The sequence below is a fragment of the Streptomyces sp. NPDC053513 genome (assembly GCF_044544765.1).
Classification (GTDB): domain Bacteria; phylum Actinomycetota; class Actinomycetes; order Streptomycetales; family Streptomycetaceae; genus Streptomyces; species Streptomyces litmocidini.
In genome coordinates this window covers 23,255-40,957 of the sequence record NZ_JBITXP010000040.1, presented here as the reverse complement: position 1 = coordinate 40,957, position 17,703 = coordinate 23,255, and the positions used below count along the sequence as shown (strand labels likewise).

General features: G+C 72.4%; 11 protein-coding genes. 8 read left to right on the top strand and 3 right to left on the bottom strand.

Annotated elements, in window-relative coordinates; genetic code table 11:
• Positions 1 to 506 precede the first annotated feature (506 nt).
• Complete coding sequence (locus tag ACIGW4_RS36565; protein WP_123450897.1) at positions 507 to 2,129, bottom strand: PucR family transcriptional regulator; 1,623 nt, start codon at positions 2,127 to 2,129, stop codon at positions 507 to 509.
• 161 nt (positions 2,130 to 2,290) lie between these two features.
• Here ACIGW4_RS36565 and ACIGW4_RS36560 point away from each other — a divergent pair, with 161 nt between their 5' ends.
• Both ACIGW4_RS36560 and ACIGW4_RS36555 read left to right on the top strand, forming a co-directional pair.
• On the top strand, positions 2,291 to 3,835 hold the full coding sequence (locus ACIGW4_RS36560; protein ID WP_399585882.1) for an APC family permease: 1,545 nt from the start codon (positions 2,291 to 2,293) through the stop codon (positions 3,833 to 3,835).
• 27 nt (positions 3,836 to 3,862) lie between these two features.
• Positions 3,863 to 5,497, top strand: a complete 1,635-nt coding sequence (locus tag ACIGW4_RS36555) for a flavin monoamine oxidase family protein (RefSeq protein WP_399585880.1) — start codon at positions 3,863 to 3,865, stop codon at positions 5,495 to 5,497.
• 6 nt (positions 5,498 to 5,503) lie between these two features.
• On the opposite strand, the gene ACIGW4_RS36550 is transcribed toward ACIGW4_RS36555, so the two are convergent.
• Together ACIGW4_RS36550 and ACIGW4_RS36545 are read right to left on the bottom strand one after the other, a co-directional pair.
• Positions 5,504 to 6,886: an FAD-binding oxidoreductase gene (locus ACIGW4_RS36550; protein ID WP_399585878.1), complete on the bottom strand. Its 1,383-nt coding sequence runs from the start codon at positions 6,884 to 6,886 to the stop codon at positions 5,504 to 5,506.
• Positions 6,887 to 6,964: 78 nt separating this feature from the next.
• Positions 6,965 to 8,767: a glycoside hydrolase family 15 protein gene (locus ACIGW4_RS36545; RefSeq protein ID WP_185094495.1), complete on the bottom strand. Its 1,803-nt coding sequence runs from the start codon at positions 8,765 to 8,767 to the stop codon at positions 6,965 to 6,967.
• Positions 8,768 to 9,196: 429 nt separating this feature from the next.
• Between ACIGW4_RS36545 and ACIGW4_RS36540 the strand changes: the two genes are divergently transcribed.
• The 6 genes from ACIGW4_RS36540 (at position 9,197) to ACIGW4_RS36515 (ending at position 17,517) form a co-directional block, all read left to right on the top strand.
• Positions 9,197 to 10,846, top strand: coding sequence for a CTP synthase (locus tag ACIGW4_RS36540; protein WP_123450887.1), 1,650 nt, complete (start codon positions 9,197 to 9,199; stop codon positions 10,844 to 10,846).
• An 80-nt stretch (positions 10,847 to 10,926) separates the two neighbouring features.
• Positions 10,927 to 11,553, top strand: coding sequence for an NUDIX hydrolase (locus ACIGW4_RS36535; protein WP_123450885.1), 627 nt, complete (start codon positions 10,927 to 10,929; stop codon positions 11,551 to 11,553).
• A 741-nt stretch (positions 11,554 to 12,294) separates the two neighbouring features.
• On the top strand, positions 12,295 to 14,280 hold the full coding sequence (locus ACIGW4_RS36530) for an AAA family ATPase (protein ID WP_399585874.1): 1,986 nt from the start codon (positions 12,295 to 12,297) through the stop codon (positions 14,278 to 14,280).
• A 146-nt stretch (positions 14,281 to 14,426) separates the two neighbouring features.
• Positions 14,427 to 15,542, top strand: coding sequence for an alanine dehydrogenase (gene ald / locus ACIGW4_RS36525; protein ID WP_123450881.1), 1,116 nt, complete (start codon positions 14,427 to 14,429; stop codon positions 15,540 to 15,542).
• A 461-nt stretch (positions 15,543 to 16,003) separates the two neighbouring features.
• A complete protein-coding gene (locus ACIGW4_RS36520) occupies positions 16,004 to 17,029 on the top strand; it encodes a ParA family protein (RefSeq protein WP_030212665.1) in 1,026 nt (341 codons plus the stop codon).
• The gene (locus tag ACIGW4_RS36515; RefSeq protein WP_123450879.1) at positions 17,014 to 17,517 is read left to right on the top strand and encodes a hypothetical protein; all 504 of its coding nucleotides are present in this window, start codon (positions 17,014 to 17,016) and stop codon (positions 17,515 to 17,517) included. Before ACIGW4_RS36520 ends, ACIGW4_RS36515 begins: the two co-directional genes overlap by 16 nt.
• Positions 17,518 to 17,703: the final 186 nt, after the last annotated feature.

The following is a 17,703-nucleotide window of genomic DNA, read 5'->3' as shown; positions in this document are numbered from 1 at the left end:
GCCGGGGCGGTGCCCCCGCCCACCTCCGTTGTGGGCTGCGCCCGCGGGGCGGTGCCCCCGCCGTTGTGGGCTGCGCCCGCCGGGCGGTGCCCGCCCCTCGCGCCCCGTTGTGGGCAGTCGTTCCGCTGGGGCGGAACGGGTGGGCACAACGGACCCGCGCCCTGCCGGCGCCCGAGGCTCATGTGCCTGGACCCGCACCCCGTGTGCACCGCCGCTTTCGGTGCGGGTCCAGGCGCGGAACGCGGAGGCGCCGCTGATGGGCGCCGTCCCGTGTGCCCACCCGTCCCGCCCCAGCGGGACGATTGCCCACACGGCGGGTGGGAGCCGCCCCGCCGGGCGCGGGCGCAGCCCGCACGGGGAAGGCGGGGCACCGCCCATCCGGGCGCGGGTCCCACACGGGCAGGGGCACCGCCCCGGCAGGCGCGCGCCCGCCACGGCGCGGGTCCCGCGCGAGCGGGGCCGCGGCCCGGCGGGCGTGGGCCCGGCGGCTCCGCCGCGGGTCCCGGTTACGGGGTGTGGCGGCGGGCTCGGAGGGCCAGGGAGAGGGCCAGGACCGTTTGGGGGTCGTCCAGGTCCGTGCCGAGGAGTTCGGAGATGCGGGCCAGGCGGTTGTAGAGCGTCTGCCGGTTGAGGTGGAGCTCGCGGGCCGTCTCAGCCTTGCGCCCCGCATGGGCCAGGTAGGTCTGGAGGGTGGGCAGGAGCGGAGGGCGGGACGTGGCGTCGTGGTCCCGCAGCGGGCCGATCGCGCGGTCGACGAAGGCCGCCAGGTCCGGGTGGTCGCGCAGCCGCCACAGGAGCAGGTCGATGTCGAGGCGGCGCGCGTCGTACCAGGGGAGGTCCGAGAGGCCCTGCGCCGCCGTCGCCGTCTCCGCCGCGTGCCGCAGGCCCGCCGAGGCCGCCGCCCAGCCGCCCGCGACGCCGACCACGACGACCGGCGGGTGCCCCCCGGCCCGTTCCAGGCCGGCCCGCTCCACGCCCGCGCGCAGCGCCGCCGCGACCCGGTCCGCGACCGCGGTGCGCTCCGTTTCCGAGCGCAGGCCCAGGAGCAGGGGGACACGGCCTTCCACCGGGCGGACGCCCAGGAGTGCCGGGACGCCGACCGCGGACAGTTCCTCCAGGACCGCGCGGGCCAGGAGCGCCCAGTTGCCCGAGGGGGAGAGTTCCGAGGCCAGGCGCATCACGACCGGGAGCAGGGGACCGTCGCCGGGCTTGAAGCCGAGGACCCTCGCCTGGGCGGGGGCGTCCTCCGCCGTGATGCGGCCCTCCGCGAGGTCCGTCAGGAAGTCGCCCCGGCCGCGCGCGGCCAGCTCCTCCTCCTGGCGGGCCTGCATGAGGACGACCGCGAGGAGGCCCGCCGCCCGTTCGGCCGCCATGCGGTGGACGGGGGAGAGCGGCCCCGAGACCGCCAGGAGGACCAGACGGGCCCGTACCGAACCCGTACCGGGACCGCCGCCGGGCACGTCGACGAGGACGGTGCCGGAGGGCGGGCCGGACTCGCGGGCCGCCCGCTGGCCGCGCAGCCCGTCCCACACCTGGAGCGGGTCGGCGGGCGCGGACTCGGTGCCCGCCGCGTACAGCAGCTGTCCGTCGGCGGTCTCCAGGAAGACCGGGTTGGCGGCGAAGTCGGAGAGGATGCGGAGCACCTGCGGGACCCCGCCGCCGCCGAGGAGCGCCTCCGTGCACTGCCGGTGGACCTCTTCGGCCTGCCGCTGGAGGGCGTAGTGGCCGTTGACGATCTCGGTGTGGATCTCCTCCGTGACGGCGACGAAGGGGACCTCGCGGTGGAGCTGGACGAGGGGGAGGCCGGCTGCCCTGGCCGTCTCCACTATCGTCGCCGGGAGGCGGGCGAAGCGCGGGCCCAGTTCGACGACGAGCGCCGCGATGCCCCGGTCGGCGAGCCGGCGGACGAAGGCGCGCTGCTCGGCCGGGCGGGTGCCCAGGCCGAGGCCCGTCGTGAGGAGTAGTTCGCCGCCCTTGAGGAGCGACGCGATGTTCGGCACCTCGCCCGCGTGCACCCAGCGCACCGTGCGGTGGAGCCGGTCCGCGCCGGCCACGACCTCCGGGAGCCCGCTGCGCAGCCCGGGGAGTTCGAGCGCCCGCTGCACGGTGATCCCGCCCTGATTGTCCATGGAGCCGGACGCTACCCGCGTCCGTGTTGCGACGACATCACCGCACGGTCACGGGACCGGACAGTTCGTACACCAGGGCGACAACTCGTCGCCCCGTGGCGGGAATTGTGCGACCGCATGTCGATTGTGGCCTACGTCACTCGCGAGGATCCTCTCGGCCCATGGCAGAGAACCCCACCCCAGGGAATCCCACCGCGGGGAACCCCACCCCCGAGGTCCACCGGCTCAAGGCGAACTCGGTCGGACTCGTCGGTGTCGTCTTCATGGCCGTCGCCACCGCCGCCCCGATCACGGCGATGACCGGAAACCTCCCCATCGCCGTCGGCTTCGGCAACGGCACCGGCGCTCCCGCCGGATACCTCTTCGCGACGCTCGTCCTGACCGTCTTCTCGGTCGGCTACGTCGCCATGGCCAAGCGGATCACGGCCGCCGGCGCCTTCTACGGCTACATCTCGCACGGCCTGGGCCGGATCGCCGGCATGGCCTCCGGGATGCTCGCCGTCCTCGCGTACATCGTCTTCGAGGCCTCGATCGTCGGCGTCTTCTCCTACTTCGCCAAGACCACGGTCGCCGACCAGCTCGGCGTCGACCTGCCGTGGGTGCTGTACGCGGCGGTCATGCTGGCCGTCACCGCCGTCCTGTCGTACTTCGACATCAACCTGACCGCCAAGGCGCTCGGGGTGATGCTGGTCGCGGAGATCGCCGTCCTCTTCGCGGTCGCCACCGCCGTCCTGATCGCCGGCGGCGGCCCCGACGGCATCCCGGTCGAGCCGATCAACCCCAGGAACGCCTTCACCGGCACCTCCGCCGGCCTCGGCCTCTTCTTCGCCTTCTGGTCCTGGGTCGGCTTCGAGTCGACCGCGATGTACGGCGAGGAGTCCCGCGACCCCAAGCGGGTCATCCCGCGCGCCACCCTGATCTCCGTCATCGGAGTCGGTCTCTTCTACATCTACGTGTCGTGGATGACGATCGCGGGCAACGGGCTCGCCGGATCCGTGAAGCTGTCCTCGTCCGCGAACCCGCTCGACCTGTTCTTCGCGCCCACCCACACCTTCATCGGCGCCTGGGCCGTCGACGCCTTCCAGTGGCTGCTGCTCACCGGTTCCTTCGCCTGCGGCATGGCCTTCCACCAGTGCGCCTCGCGCTATCTGTACGCCATCGGCCGGGAGGGCTTCCTCCACCCGGCGCTCGGCCGCACCCACGCCCGGCACGGCTCGCCGTACATCGCCTCGTACGTGCAGAGCGCGATCGCCGTCGCCCTCGTCGGCGCCTTCTGGCTCACCGGCCAGGACCCGTACATCCACCTCTACACGCTGCTCGCGATCCTCGGCACGATGGCGATCCTCATCGTCCAGACCCTCTGCTCCTTCGCCGTCATCGGCTACTTCCGCAGGAACCACCCCGAGGACCGGCACTGGTTCAGGACCCTCACGGCCCCGCTCCTGGGCGGTATCGGCATGATCGCCGTCGTCGTGCTGCTGATCATGAACATGGAGACCGCGGCCGGTCTCGCCGCCGACTCCCTCTTCTTCAAGGCCATCCCCTGGATCGTCGGCGCCGTCTTCTTCGGCGGCCTCGGCCTCGGCTTCTACCTCAAGGCCAAGCGGCCCGAGCGCTACGAGATCATCGGCCGGATCGTCCTGGAGGACGCCGCCGAACGCCCCGCCGAACCCCGCACGGAAGCCACCCCCGTACCCCAGAGCTGACAACCCCTCACCCTCCAGGAGCGCCCCATGGCACGCACCAACCCGATGCACCTCCTGAAGAACCTCGCCGCCGAGCACGCCGCCGCCCGCCGGCTGCGCCTGCCCGTCGACGAGCTGCGCGGCATGCGGGCCGACGCCCTCGGCCGCCGGTCCCTGCTCAAGTACGCCACCGCCGCCGGCATCGCCGTCGGCGTCGGAACGGCCGTCCCCGCCGCGGCCGCCACCCCGGCCCCGCCCGTGAAGAGCACCGCCCGGGTCGCCGTCGTCGGCGCCGGGATATCCGGCCTCACCGCCGCCCTCACCCTCCAGGACGCCGGCCTCAGCCCCGTGCTGTACGAGGCGAACCCGTCCAGGGTCGGCGGCCGCATGTGGACCCAGCGGGACCACTGGGCGTACGGCCAGACCTCCGAGATCGGCGGCGAGCTGATCGACACCAGCCACAAGAAGATCCTGGAACTCTGCCGTCGCTTCGACCTGGCCGTCGAGGACTTCCTCGGCGGCGGCCCCAACGGGGCCGAGGAGGTCCTCTGGTTCGGCGGCGCCTACTACCCCCGGGCCCAGGCCGACGAGGACTTCAACGCCGTCTACCAGGCGCTGCACCGCGACCTGCTGGACGCGGGCGAGGTGAAGTGGAACCAGACCACCCCCACCGGCACCGCCCTCGACAACATGTCGCTGTACGAGTGGATCGAGACCAGGGTCCCCGGCGGACACTCCTCACCGCTCGGGAAGTTCATCGACGTCGCCTACAACGTCGAGTACGGCGCCGACACCACCGAACAGTCCTCGCTCGCCCTCGTCCTGCTCATGGGCTACCAGACCAATCCGGGCAACTTCAACGTCTGGGGCCTCTCCAACGAGCGCTACCACGTCGTCGGCGGCAACGACCGGCTCCCCAACGCCGTCGCCGCGGCGCTCGCCCCCGGCACCCTGCGCATGGGCTGGTCGCTGACCGCCGTACGCGCCGACGCGGGCGGCACGCAGACGCTCACCTTCACCGAGGCGGGTGCCACCCGCACCGTCACCGCCGACCACACGATCCTCTGCGTCCCGCTGCCCGTCCTCCAGCGGCTCGACCTCTCCCAGGCCGGGTTCGACCCGCTCATGCGCAACCTGCTGCGGGACGCCCGCATGGGCTACTGCACCAAGCTCAACATGCAGTTCGGCACCCGGCCCTGGCGCGGCACCGGTCCCTGGCCCGGCGTCTCCGCGGGCGACTGCTTCACCGACGCCGAGGTCCAGCAGACCTGGGACACCACCAAGGTCCAGGGCGGCACCGGCGGCATCCTCCTCCAGTACGGCGGCGGCAGCCTGGCCCGGAACCTGAACCCGGCCGGACCGTTCTCCACCGAGTCCGACCCGTACGTACGGAACCTGGTCACCCGCTACCTGGCCGGGATCGACGCCTTCTTCCCCGGCACCTCCCGGGCGTACACCGGCCGCGCCCAGCTCTCCGCCTGGCACAAGAACCCGTACTCCCTCGGCGCGTACTCCTGCTGGCCCGTCGGCTACCTCCACCGGTACGCCGGGTACGAGGGCACCGCCCAGGGCAACGTCCACATCGGCGGCGAGCACTGCTCGTACGACTTCCAGGGCTTCATGGAAGGCGGCGCGACCGAGGGCGAGCGCGCCGCCAGGGAGGTGATCGCCGCGCTGCGATGAGCCGGCTCAGCCGGCCGGCACGATGTTGTGGTTGAAGCGGAACACGTTGTCCGGGTCGAACGCGGCCTTCACGGCGGCGAGCCGGTGGTAGTTCCGCTCTCCGAAGGAGGAGACGATCCGCTGCTCGCCCTCGGCGCCGACGAAGTTCAGATACGTCGCGTCGAGCGCCCACGGCCGCGCATCGGCCCGCACGTCGCGCACCCACTCCGTCGCCGGCCCGTCCAGCGCGGGGTCCTCCCAGGTCGCGAACGGGTGCACCGCCCAGGGCGCGGTGCGCCACGGCTGCGGATACCCGGAGGGCCCCGCGGCCACGGCCCCGCCCATCAGGAACAGCACCTGCTGGGTGGCGGTCCCGGCCGGGATCCCCGCCCCGCGCTCGCAGAAGACGTCCACGGCCTCGTCGGGGAACTCCCGCAGGTACTCCGCCGACCAGTAGTTCCGCAGCCCCGGCGGGTCGTCCATCATCGACTGCAGGTCCACGTACGGGATGTCCGTGACGACCTCCACCACGGGCTTCAGCGCGAACAGCGGCGCCGCGAACTCCCGGAGCTCGGAGACCGGGCCGGTGTACGTGAACAGCGCCCCGCACACCAGCTTGCCCACCAGCTCCTCGGGGATGAACGGCTCCGGAGGCGCCGGCACGTAGATGGCGCCGCCGCCCATCTCGTCGGGCGCGCGGAGACCGAGGTCACGGTAGGTGCGCACCACCTCGGGCGCGTTCTCCGGCAGGAAGAACAGCATCGCCATGCTCATCCGGGGCAGCGGGTGCACCCGCAGCGTCAGCGAGGTCGCCACCCCGAAGTTGCCGCCGCCGCCGTGCAGCGCCCAGAACAGCTCCGGGTTCTCCTCCGCGTCCGCGTGGACGTGCTTGCCCTCGGCGGTGATCAGATCGGCGGCCAGCAGGTTGTCGCTGGCGAGACCGAACTTCCGCTCCAGCCAGCCCGATCCGCCGCCCAGCGTGAAGCCGCCGACCCCGGTGGTGGACACCCGCCCGCCGGTCGTCGCCACGTGGAACGGCTGGCAGGCGTGGTCCAGGTGGGCCATGGTCGCCCCGCCCTCGATCCGTACCGTCATCTCCTCCGGGTCCACGACGACCCCGTGCATCCGGCGGAGGTCGACGACCAGCGCTCCGTCGACCATGGAGGTCCCGGCGACGCTGTGCCCGCCGCCGCGCACCGCGATCGGCAGCTCGGCCTCCCGGCCGAACAGGATCGCGTTCGACACGTCGGCCTGGGTGGCGCACTGGGCGATCACCGACGGACGCCGGTCGATCATGCCGTTGTGCAGGGCACGCGCCTCGTCGTAACCCGGACTGCCCGGGACGATCACTTCGCCGGCCAGGTCGTCGACCAGTCCGGCCAGGGCGCTCTCGGAGATGTGGGGAGCCATGGGAGCCCCCCTTTCGTACGGGGGACAAGGACCTTCTCATCGTAGGTCCGGCCCCTGGGGGTGTCCTGCGGGCGCCCCTCAGCCCCCGTACGCGCCGCTCGCCGTGAGCCGCAGCGCCGTGTCGATGAGCGGGACGTGGCTGAAGGCCTGCGGGAAGTTGCCCACCTGCCGCTGGAGCCGCGGGTCCCACTCCTCGGCGAGCAGCCCGAGGTCGTTGCGGAGCGCGAGGAGCTTCTCGAAGAGCGTACGCGCCTCGTCGACCCGGCCGATCATCGCCAGGTCGTCCGCCAGCCAGAAGGAACAGGCGAGGAACGCGCCCTCGTCGCCCTCCAGGCCGTCCACCCCGGCCTCCTCGCCGGCCGTCGGGTAGCGCAGCACGAAACCGTCCTCCGTGGACAGCTCGCGCTGGATCGCCTCGATCGTGCCGATGACCCGCTTGTCGTCCGGCGGCAGGAAGCCCATCTGCGGGATCAGCAGCAGCGAGGCGTCCAGCTCCTGGGAGCCGTACGACTGGGTGAAGGTGTTGCGCTCCTTGTCGTAACCCTTCTCGCAGACGTCCCGGTGGATCTCGTCGCGCAGGTCCCGCCAGCGCTCCAGCGGGCCGTCCGCGTCACCGGACTCGATCAGCTTGATGGTGCGGTCCACCGCCACCCAGGCCATCACCTTGGAGTGCACGAAGTGCCGGCGCGGGCCGCGCACCTCCCAGATGCCCTCGTCGGGCTGGTCCCAGTGGGTCTCCAGGTAGTTGATCAGCTTGATCTGGAGCAGGGAGGCGTAGTCGTTGCGGGACAGACCCGTCATGTGCGCGAGGTGGAGGGCCTCCGTGACCTCGCCGTAGACGTCCAGCTGGAGCTGGTTCGCGGCGCCGTTGCCGACCCGGACCGGGCTGGAGTTCTCGTACCCCGGCAGCCAGTCGAGCTCCGCCTCGCCGAGCTCCCGCTCGCCCGCGATGCCGTACATGATCTGCAGGTTCTCCGGGTCGCCCGCGACGGCGCGGAGCAGCCAGTCCCGCCAGGCGCGGGCCTCCTCGCGGTAGCCGGTGCGGAGCATCGAGGAGAGCGTGATCGCCGCGTCCCGCAGCCAGGTGTAGCGGTAGTCCCAGTTGCGGACGCCGCCGATCTCCTCCGGCAGCGAGGTCGTCGGCGCGGCGACGATCCCGCCGGTCGGCGCGTACGTCAGCGCCTTCAGGGTGATCAGCGAGCGGACCACGGCCTCCCGGTAGGGCCCGTGGTACGTGCAGTGCTCGACCCACTCGCGCCAGAAGTCCGCGGTCGCCTCCAGGGCGCCCTCCGGGTCCGGCAGCGCCGGCGGCTCCTTGTGGGAGGGCTGCCAGGAGAGCGTGAAGGTGATCCGCTCGCCGGGCGTGACCGTGAAGTCCGAGTACGTCGTCAGGTCCTTGCCGTGGGTCTCCACGGCGGTGTCCAGCCACACCGAGTCGGGCCCGGCGACCGCGACCGTGCGGTCCCCGACCTTGTGCACCCACGGCACGACCCGGCCGTAGCTGAACCGCATCCGCAGCGAGGAGCGCATCCGCACCCGCCCCGAGACGCCCTCGACGATCCGGATCAGCTGCGGCGCGCCGTCGCGCGGCGGCATGAAGTCGGTCACCCGGACCGTGCCGCGCGGGGTGTCCCACTCGGACTCCAGGATCAGCGAGTCGCCCCGGTAGCGCCGCCGGTCGGCGGGGGCCGGTTCCGCGTCCGCGGGACCGGCCGGGCCCACCCGCCAGAACCCGTGCTCCTCCGTGCCGAGGAGACCGGCGAAGATCGCGTGCGAGTCGAAGCGGGGGAGACACAGCCAGTCGACGCTGCCGTCCCGGCACACCAGGGCGGCGGTCTGCATGTCTCCGATGAGTGCGTAATCCTCGATACGCCCGGCCACGTGCTTCACTCCAGTCGAACGGCCACGTCCGCCCCGTGGGGCGCTTGCTACGGATGCGCTTGATGCGCGCGATGGGTCAACCAGGCCAGTGTGCGGGATGCGGCGACCTGCTGGGGGGCGGGCGATGTGCGAGCAGAATACGTGGCGGCCCGGTGACCTTGGTGATCACGCGGACGACGCGCTGCTCCACACGGGTGAGCTGCGGCTTTCCCCCTCCCCGACGGCCCCGTCGCCGTCCGTGAACACCCGACTGCCGCGTGTGGCCGGAAGCGGTCTCCCGATGTCGCTGATACCCTGGTACCCCGTGGACCGGTGGGAAACGGCGACAGCCGAGGACCCCGAAACCGCAGCGACGGCACCCCCCGATTCTTCCGGAGGGGCGGCCGGTACGCACCTCCAGAACGCGACCACGGGAGCCCCCTCTTGGCGATGCCGCCCAACACCACGACGACCAAGCACATCTTCGTCACCGGGGGTGTCGCCTCCTCCCTCGGCAAGGGCCTCACCGCCTCCAGCCTGGGTGCGCTCCTCAAGGCCCGCGGTCTGCGGGTCACGATGCAGAAGCTCGACCCGTACCTGAACGTCGACCCGGGCACGATGAACCCCTTCCAGCACGGCGAGGTGTTCGTCACCAACGACGGCGCCGAGACCGACCTGGACATCGGCCACTACGAGCGCTTCCTCGACGTCGACCTCGACGGCTCGGCCAACGTCACCACCGGCCAGGTCTACTCGCAGGTCATCGCCAAGGAGCGGCGCGGCGAGTACCTCGGCGACACCGTGCAGGTCATCCCGCACATCACCAACGAGATCAAGGGCCGCATCCGCCGCATGGCGACCGACGACGTCGACGTCGTCATCACCGAGGTCGGCGGCACGGTCGGCGACATCGAGTCGCTGCCCTTCCTGGAGACCGTCCGCCAGGTCCGCCACGAGGTCGGCCGCGACAACGTCTTCGTCGTCCACATCTCGCTGCTGCCCTACATCGGCCCCTCCGGCGAGCTGAAGACCAAGCCGACCCAGCACTCCGTCGCCGCCCTGCGCAACATCGGCATCCAGCCCGACGCGATCGTGCTGCGCGCAGACCGCGAGGTCCCCACCGCCATCAAGCGCAAGATCTCGCTGATGTGCGACGTCGACGAGGCCGCGGTCGTCGCCGCCATCGACGCCCCGTCGATCTACGACATCCCGAAGGTCCTGCACACCGAGGGCCTGGACGCCTACGTCGTCCGCAAGCTCGACCTGCCCTTCCGCGACGTGGACTGGACCGTCTGGGAGGACCTCCTGGACCGCGTCCACAACCCGGAGCACGAGGTCACGATCGCGCTCGTCGGCAAGTACATCGACCTGCCCGACGCCTACCTGTCGGTCACCGAGGCCATGCGCGCCGGCGGCTTCGCCAACCGCGCCCGGGTCAAGGTCAAGTGGGTCACCTCCGACGACTGCAAGACCCCGGCGGGCGCCGCGAAGCAGCTCGGCGACGTCGACGGCATCCTCATCCCCGGCGGCTTCGGCGACCGCGGCGTGTCCGGCAAGGTCGGCGCGATCCAGTACGCCCGCGAGAACAAGGTGCCGCTGCTCGGCATCTGCCTCGGCCTGCAGTGCATCGTGATCGAGGCCGCCCGGAACCTGGCCGACATCCCCGAGGCCAACTCCACCGAGTTCGACCCCGCCACCGCGCACCCCGTCGTCTCCACGATGGAGGAGCAGCTCGCGTACGTCGAGGGCGCCGGCGACCTGGGCGGAACGATGCGCCTGGGCCTCTACCCGGCGAAGCTCGCCGAGGGCTCGGTCGTCCGCGCGACCTACGCCGACGAGCCGTACGTCGAGGAGCGCCACCGCCACCGCTACGAGGTGAACAACGCCTACCGCGCGGAGCTGGAGAAGAAGGCCGGCCTGGTCTTCTCCGGCACCTCCCCGGACAACAAGCTCGTCGAGTTCGTCGAGTACCCGAAGGAGATCCACCCCTACCTGGTCGCCACCCAGGCGCACCCGGAGCTGAAGTCCCGCCCGACCCGCCCGCACCCGCTCTTCGCGGGCCTGGTGAAGGCGGCCGTGGAGCGCAAGACGGGCAAGTAGTACGGCGCGTTAACGTAGCCGGGGTACGGGTTCCCTTCCGGGATCCGTACCCCGGTTTTCGTACGAGAGGACTCGCGCTGATGCAGGTGCAGGACACCCCGGAGGAGTGGCAGGTCGTCGCCACCGCCACCCCCTTCAAGGGCAACAAGACGAGTGTCCGCACGGACGACGTGGTCATGCCGGACGGCTCGGTCCACCGCCGTGACTACCAGGTCCACCCCGGCTCCGTGGCCGTCCTCGCCCTGGACGAGGAGGACCGCGTGGTCGTCCTCCGGCAGTACCGGCACCCCGTGCGGCAGAGGCTCTGGGAGATCCCCGCCGGGCTCCTCGACGTGCCCGGCGAGAACCCGCTGCACGCCGCCCAGCGCGAGCTGTACGAGGAGGCGCACGTCAAGGCCGAGGACTGGCGGGTCCTCGCCGACGTCTACACGACGCCGGGCGGCTGCGACGAGGCCGTACGGATCTTCCTGGCGCGGGACCTCGCGGAGGCGGAGGGCGAGCGCTTCGAGGTCGCCGAGGAGGAGGCGGACATGGAGCTGGCGCGGGTGCCGGTGGGGGAGCTGGTGCGGGGGGTGCTGGCGGGGGAGCTGCACAACAACTGCCTGGTGGTGGGGGTCCTCGCGCTGACCGCGGCGCGTGGGGGTGACGGGCTCGACGCGCTCCGTCCGGCCACCGCTCCCTGGCCGGCCCGCCCCTTCGAGGCGTAGCCCTCCGGGCCTGCGCCCGCTTCGAACCCCGGGCCGCCGCCCCATCCGCGCGGGGCCCGCACGGATCCCGGCCAGCCCCTTTCCGCCACCTCCCCATGCGGGGCCCGCGCCTGGATGGGCGGTGCCCTTCCGCCCCGCTCTGTGCGGGCCCGCGTCCTGCGGGACGGCGCCCCCTGCCCGTGTGGGCTGCGCCCGCCGGGGCGGCGCCCACCCGCCCGTATGGGCTCGCGCCCTGCGGGGCGGCTCCCCGCTGCCCGTGTGGGCAATCGTCCCGCTGGGGCGGGACGGGTGGGCACACGGGACGGCGCCCTTAGCGGTGCCTCCGCGCCCCGCGCCTGAACCCGCACCCCCGGTGCGGTGTGCACGGGGTGCGGGTCCAGGCTCATGAGCCTCTGGCGCCGGCAGGGCGCGGGTCCGTTGTGCCCACCCGTTCCGCCCCAGCGGAACGACTGCCCACAACGGGCGGGGGCGCAGCCCACAACGGGGGCGCGAGGGGCGGGCACCGCGCCGCCGGGCGCAGCCCACAACGGCGGGGGCACCGCACCGGCGGGCGCAGAGTGCGACGGGGATGGGGAGCGCGCATGTCTAGAGGACTGTTGGTGTGAGGATCTGTTGATCCGATCAGGGGATTCCTCCGCGCTGCTCCGCCAAGTCCCCCTCCCGCCCTGAACTACGCTCGGAATCGCCCGCGCGGACCCCCCGCGGGATCGGCTCGTGCGCAGGTGGACGGGAGCGTGGCCCGTGACGGATCAGGCGGTGGCGGCAGCCGGCAGCCGTCAGTTCTTCGGGCGGCAGCGGGAGTTGAAGGCCCTGCGTGCCGACATCGAGCGGACCGGCCTCGACACCCTCACCGGCCGCAAGGCCCCCCGCGCCCGGGTCCTGCTCATCGCCGGCAAGCCCGGCTCCGGGCGGACGGCTCTCGCCGAGGAGCTGGCCGCCGGCCTCGCCGACCGCTACCCGGACGGCGTCTTCCGCGCCCGGCTCACCGAGCCCGGCGGCGCCCCCGTCCCCACCGCGCGGGTCGCGCAGGAGCTGCTCGCCGCGCTCGGCGTCGCCGAGCCCCCGGGGGCGGGGGAGGACGAGTTGACCGAGCTCGTCAGGGGTGCGCTCGCCGACCGCCGGGCCGTGCTCCTCCTCGACGACGCCGTCGACGCCGAGCAGGCCGACCCGCTGATCCCGGACAACCCCGACAGCCTGGTCATCGGGGTGGCCCGCGGGCCCCTCACCGGCATTCCCGACGTGCGGCCCTGCACCCTCGGCGGGCTCGACCCCAAGTCGGCCATCGAGCTGCTGACGGCCTTCACCGGTTCCGTCCGCATCACCGTCGATCCGCAGGCCGCCGAGGCCCTCGTCGAGGAGTGCGGGGGGCTGCCCGCCGCGGTCGTTCTCGCCGGTGGCTGGCTTTCCACGCAGCCCAAGGCCTCCGTCGCCGACCTCGCCAAGCGGCTGCGCGGGCTGAGCGGCGATCCGCTCACCCGGGCCTTCCTGCTCGCGCACGAGGCGCTGCCCGCCACGGCCGCCCGGATACTGCGCTTCCTCTCCCTGGCCCCGCTGGGCCGGGCCGACGCCCACACCGCCTCCGCCCTGGCCGGCTGCTCGGTCTCGGCGGCCGCGACGACCCTCGCCGACTTCGCCGCCCTGGGGCTGGTCTCGGGCGGCGAGGACGGACAGTACGAGGTGCGCGCGCATCTCGTCCCCCTCCTTCGCGCCCAGCTGGAGGAGCGCGACCGGCCCGCCGAGGTGCAGCTCGCCCGGGCCCGGATGCTGGAGCGGACCGTGCGGCTCCTCCAGTCCTGCCGCGCGGTCACCGAACCCGAGGGCTCGCCGGCCCGCCGGAAGCTGGCCGGGCTCCCGCGCGCCCTGCGTTTCCCGAGCGCGGCCGCGGCCGCCGCCTGGCTGGACTCCCGGCAGGCCGTGCTCCTCGCCTCCGCCCGCCTCGCCGTCGCCGACGGGGAGCTCGACACCCTCGCCCGCCGGCTCGTCGCCTCGCTCGTCAGGGCGCTCGCCGCGCACCGGGGTGCCGAGGCCGCCGCTCCCGAGCTGTACGGCCTGCACCGGCTGGTCCTGGACGTGGCCGAGCGGCACGGGCTGCACCGGGAGCGGGCCGCCGCCCTGCTGAACCTGGCCGATCTGGATGCCAGGACCGGCAGGACGAAGGACGCTCTGCTGCGATATCGGTTGGCTTTGGAGGCCGGACGCGCAGCAAATGACCCGTACGCGACCGGTCGCGCAATGGAATCCGTAGGTGGCTCGTATCAGGAGCTGGGGGACTGGCAGCGGGCCGGCGACTGGTACGGGCGGGCGCTCGCCCAGCGCCTCGCCCGGGACGAGCGCGCCGACCAGGCCCGGCTGTACGCCCGCCTCGGAGCCGTACAGACCTATGCGGGGCGGTACGGGGAGGCCCTGCGGAGCTGGCGGGCCGCCGCGGCCGGCTACCGGCGGCTCTCCGATCTCCCGGGCTACGCACGGGCGTTGAGCGAGGCGGCCCGGGTCCAGGAGTACGCCGGACGGCCCGAGGAATCCCTGCGGACCTGCGAGGAGGCGGTGGAGTGGGCCCGCCGGGCGCAGGACACCCGGCTCCAGGCCGCGCTCCAGCTGCGGCTGGCGGACACCCTCGACCGGCTCGGCGATCCGGCGGCGGCGGGGCTGCACCGGTCGGCGGCCGAGAGACTGCTGGAAACGGAACCCGCCACCTACGAAATCCGCAGTGGGTCCGTCGAAGATTAGTACTTTGAAAGGCTAGACAGGGGGAAGTCCTTCATTAGACTGGGTGAGCCGCGTTCGAACGTGGTCTGCTCCGGTGTGCCGCAGTGCATCCGGGTATGTATTGCAGTGCCCCAGTTATCCCCCCGATTCAAGGACCGTGATCGACGATGAAGGTCGGCATCCCCCGCGAGGTCAAGAACAACGAGTTCCGCGTGGCCATCACCCCCGCCGGTGTCCACGAGCTCGTCCGCCACGGCCACCAGGTCTTCATCGAGCAGAACGCCGGTGTCGGCTCCTCGATCACGGACGAGGAGTACGTCTCCGCCGGCGCCGAGATCCTCGCCACCGCCGACGAGGTCTGGGCCACCGCCGACCTGCTCCTCAAGGTCAAGGAGCCGATCGCGGAGGAGTACCACCGCCTCCGCAAGGACCAGACGCTCTTCACCTACCTGCACCTCGCCGCTTCCCGGGAGTGCACGGACGCGCTCCTGGAGTCCGGCACCACCGCCATCGCGTACGAGACGGTCGAGACCGCGAACCGCGCGCTCCCGCTCCTCGCCCCGATGTCCGAGGTCGCGGGCCGCCTGGCCCCGCAGGTCGGCGCCTACCACCTGATGCGCTCGGCCGGCGGCCGCGGCGTCCTCCCCGGCGGCGTCCCCGGCACCCACGCCGGCGAGTGCGTCGTCATCGGCGGCGGCGTCTCCGGCTGGAACGCCGTGCAGATCGCCATCGGCCTGGGCTTCCACGTGACCCTGCTCGACAAGGACATCAACAAGCTCCGCGAGGCCGACAAGATCTTCGGCACGAAGGTCAAGACGATCGTCTCCAACGCCTTCGAGCTGGAGAAGGCCGTCATCGAGGCCGACCTCGTCGTCGGCGCCGTCCTCATCCCGGGCGCCAAGGCCCCGAAGCTGGTCACCAACGAGCTCGTCGCCAAGATGAAGCCCGGAAGTGTCCTTGTCGACATTGCGATCGACCAGGGCGGCTGCTTCGAGGACTCGCACCCGACCACCCACGCCGAGCCGACCTTCCAGGTCCACAACTCGATCTTCTACTGCGTGGCGAACATGCCGGGCGCCGTCCCGAACACCTCCACCTACGCCCTCACCAACGCCACGCTGCCCTACATCGTGTCGCTGGCGAACAACGGCTGGGTCGAGGCGCTGCGCCGCGACTCCGCCCTCGCCCTGGGCCTCAACACCCATGACGGCAAGGTGGTTTACAAGGAGGTCGCCGAGGCGCACGGCCTCGAGCACGTCGAGCTGGCCGGCCTCCTGGCCTGACCCCCGAAGGCTCCCTGACGGAGGCTCCGTCAACGCGTGCCGTCAATATCACGCACCCGGCCGGACCTTGTTCGACAAGGTCCGGCCGGTCGTGTCTCCGGGCCCGCCGAAACGTTCGGGCAACTCGCCTCGAACGTAACCCTTTAACCGTTTCGCACACCCCCGAAACGTGTGGATGCATGCCTGCGCACCCTTGACAGAGACGTGTTCGGTTGCCGACACATCGGGCCGGGTCCGGCGGATTGTGTTGCTGCGGACCGGTGACACGCCATAGAGTCGCCAACCGTCGGCATGGTGCCACGCTGACCTATCGATAAATGTTCCTGGTCACGTCCAAGGAGGTAAGACGACTTGTGAATGAGTCGACATTTACTCCCGGGAGCGGTGCGCCAGGTGCCCCGATCGGCTCCGTCGCGGTGCGGACCTTCGCGACGCACCAGCCCATGACGAGTGCCCACACGATGAAGACGATGGACGGCCTACACGTGAACGCCACGGCCGGCAACGAGATGGGCCGAGAGTCCACCCACTTCGCCGCCTACGACGAGGTGCCCGAGGGGCACTTCTACGACCCCGACGCCGAGTACGAGCCCGATCCGGAGTACGCGGCCACCCTCGCACCCGACGCTGCCCGCCAGCGCCGCGAGCGGATCGGCCCCACCGGACGGCCCCTGCCGTACTTCCCGATCCCGGGTCCCCTGACCGACCACGGACCCGCGAAGATCATCGCGATGTGCAACCAGAAGGGCGGCGTCGGCAAGACCACGTCGACCATCAACCTGGGCGCCGCGCTCGCCGAGTACGGACGACGGGTGCTGCTCGTCGACTTCGACCCGCAGGGAGCCCTGTCGGTCGGCCTCGGCGTGAACCCGATGGAGCTCGACCTCACCGTCTACAACCTGCTCATGGAGCGGGGCATGTCGGCGGACGAGGTGCTCCTCAAGACCGCCGTGCCCAACATGGACCTGCTGCCGAGCAACATCGACCTCTCGGCCGCGGAAGTCCAGTTGGTCAGCGAGGTCGCGCGCGAGTCCACGCTCCAGCGCGCCCTGAAGCCGCTGATGAACGACTACGACTACATCGTGATCGACTGTCAGCCCTCGCTCGGCCTGCTGACCGTGAACGCCCTGACGGCGGCTCACAAGGTCATCGTGCCGCTGGAATGCGAGTTCTTCGCGCTGCGCGGCGTCGCGCTGCTCACCGAGACCATCGAGAAGGTCCAGGAGCGGCTCAACCCCGAGCTGGAGCTCGACGGCATCCTCGCCACGATGTACGACTCCCGGACCGTGCACAGCCGTGAGGTCCTCGCGCGCGTCGTCGAGGCCTTCGACGACCACGTGTACCACACGGTCATCGGGCGGACCGTGCGCTTCCCGGAGACCACGGTCGCCGGCGAGCCCATCACCACGTACGCCTCCAACTCCGTGGGCGCCGCCGCCTACCGTCAGCTCGCCAGGGAGGTGCTCGCCCGGTGTCACGCCGAGTGAGTCTGCCCGGAGCCGACGAACTCTTCCGTACGACCGGGGGGACGGCGCTCCAGGCGTCCGCACCCCGCCGGGCCGTCCCGGCACCGGCCGCCGAGAGCGACACGGCGGCGGCCGGGGGAACCGCGGAGCACGCCCCGGCGGACTCCGAGGCCGCGGAACCGCGGGCCCGGACGGCCGAGCCCGAGGGACCGGCCCCCAAGGCCGCGCCCGGCGCGCAGGTGCCCGCCCCCGCGGCGGCCCGGCGGCGCGGCGGCCGCACCACGAACCGGCGGCCCAGCGGCCGCGAGCGCCACGACGAGAAGATCACGGTCTACGTCTCCGCCGAGGAGCTGATGGACCTGGAGCACGCCCGGCTCGTCCTGCGCGGTGAGCACGGTCTCGCCGTCGACCGGGGCCGGATCGTCCGGGAGGCCGTCGCGGTCGTCCTGGCGGACCTGGAGTCCCGCGGCGACGCGAGCATCCTCGTGCGCCGCCTGCGCGGCCGCTGACGATAGCCTGCGGGCTGCCGTCCTCCTCGCTCCCCCTGGACCCCCATGCACCACGCCCCTGACGAAACGTCCCGCCCCCCGGGCCGCCGCCCCCTGGGCCACGGCCCGGGAGGGACCCGGGGGCCGACCCCCGCCGCCGCGACGGAGGCTCCGGGGACGCCCGAGGCGGCGGAGGCCCCGGAGGTG

Coding starts and splice junctions, on each gene's coding strand:
- ACIGW4_RS36540 (WP_123450887.1), top strand. CDS start 9,197: ATGCCGCCCAACACCACGACGACCAAGCACATCTTCGTCACCGGGGGT.
- ald (WP_123450881.1), top strand. CDS start 14,427: ATGAAGGTCGGCATCCCCCGCGAGGTCAAGAACAACGAGTTCCGCGTG.
- ACIGW4_RS36555 (WP_399585880.1), top strand. CDS start 3,863: ATGGCACGCACCAACCCGATGCACCTCCTGAAGAACCTCGCCGCCGAG.
- ACIGW4_RS36560 (WP_399585882.1), top strand. CDS start 2,291: ATGGCAGAGAACCCCACCCCAGGGAATCCCACCGCGGGGAACCCCACC.
- ACIGW4_RS36520 (WP_030212665.1), top strand. CDS start 16,004: ATGAAGACGATGGACGGCCTACACGTGAACGCCACGGCCGGCAACGAG.
- ACIGW4_RS36565 (WP_123450897.1), bottom strand. CDS start 2,129: ATGGACAATCAGGGCGGGATCACCGTGCAGCGGGCGCTCGAACTCCCC.
- ACIGW4_RS36550 (WP_399585878.1), bottom strand. CDS start 6,886: ATGGCTCCCCACATCTCCGAGAGCGCCCTGGCCGGACTGGTCGACGAC.
- ACIGW4_RS36535 (WP_123450885.1), top strand. CDS start 10,927: ATGCAGGTGCAGGACACCCCGGAGGAGTGGCAGGTCGTCGCCACCGCC.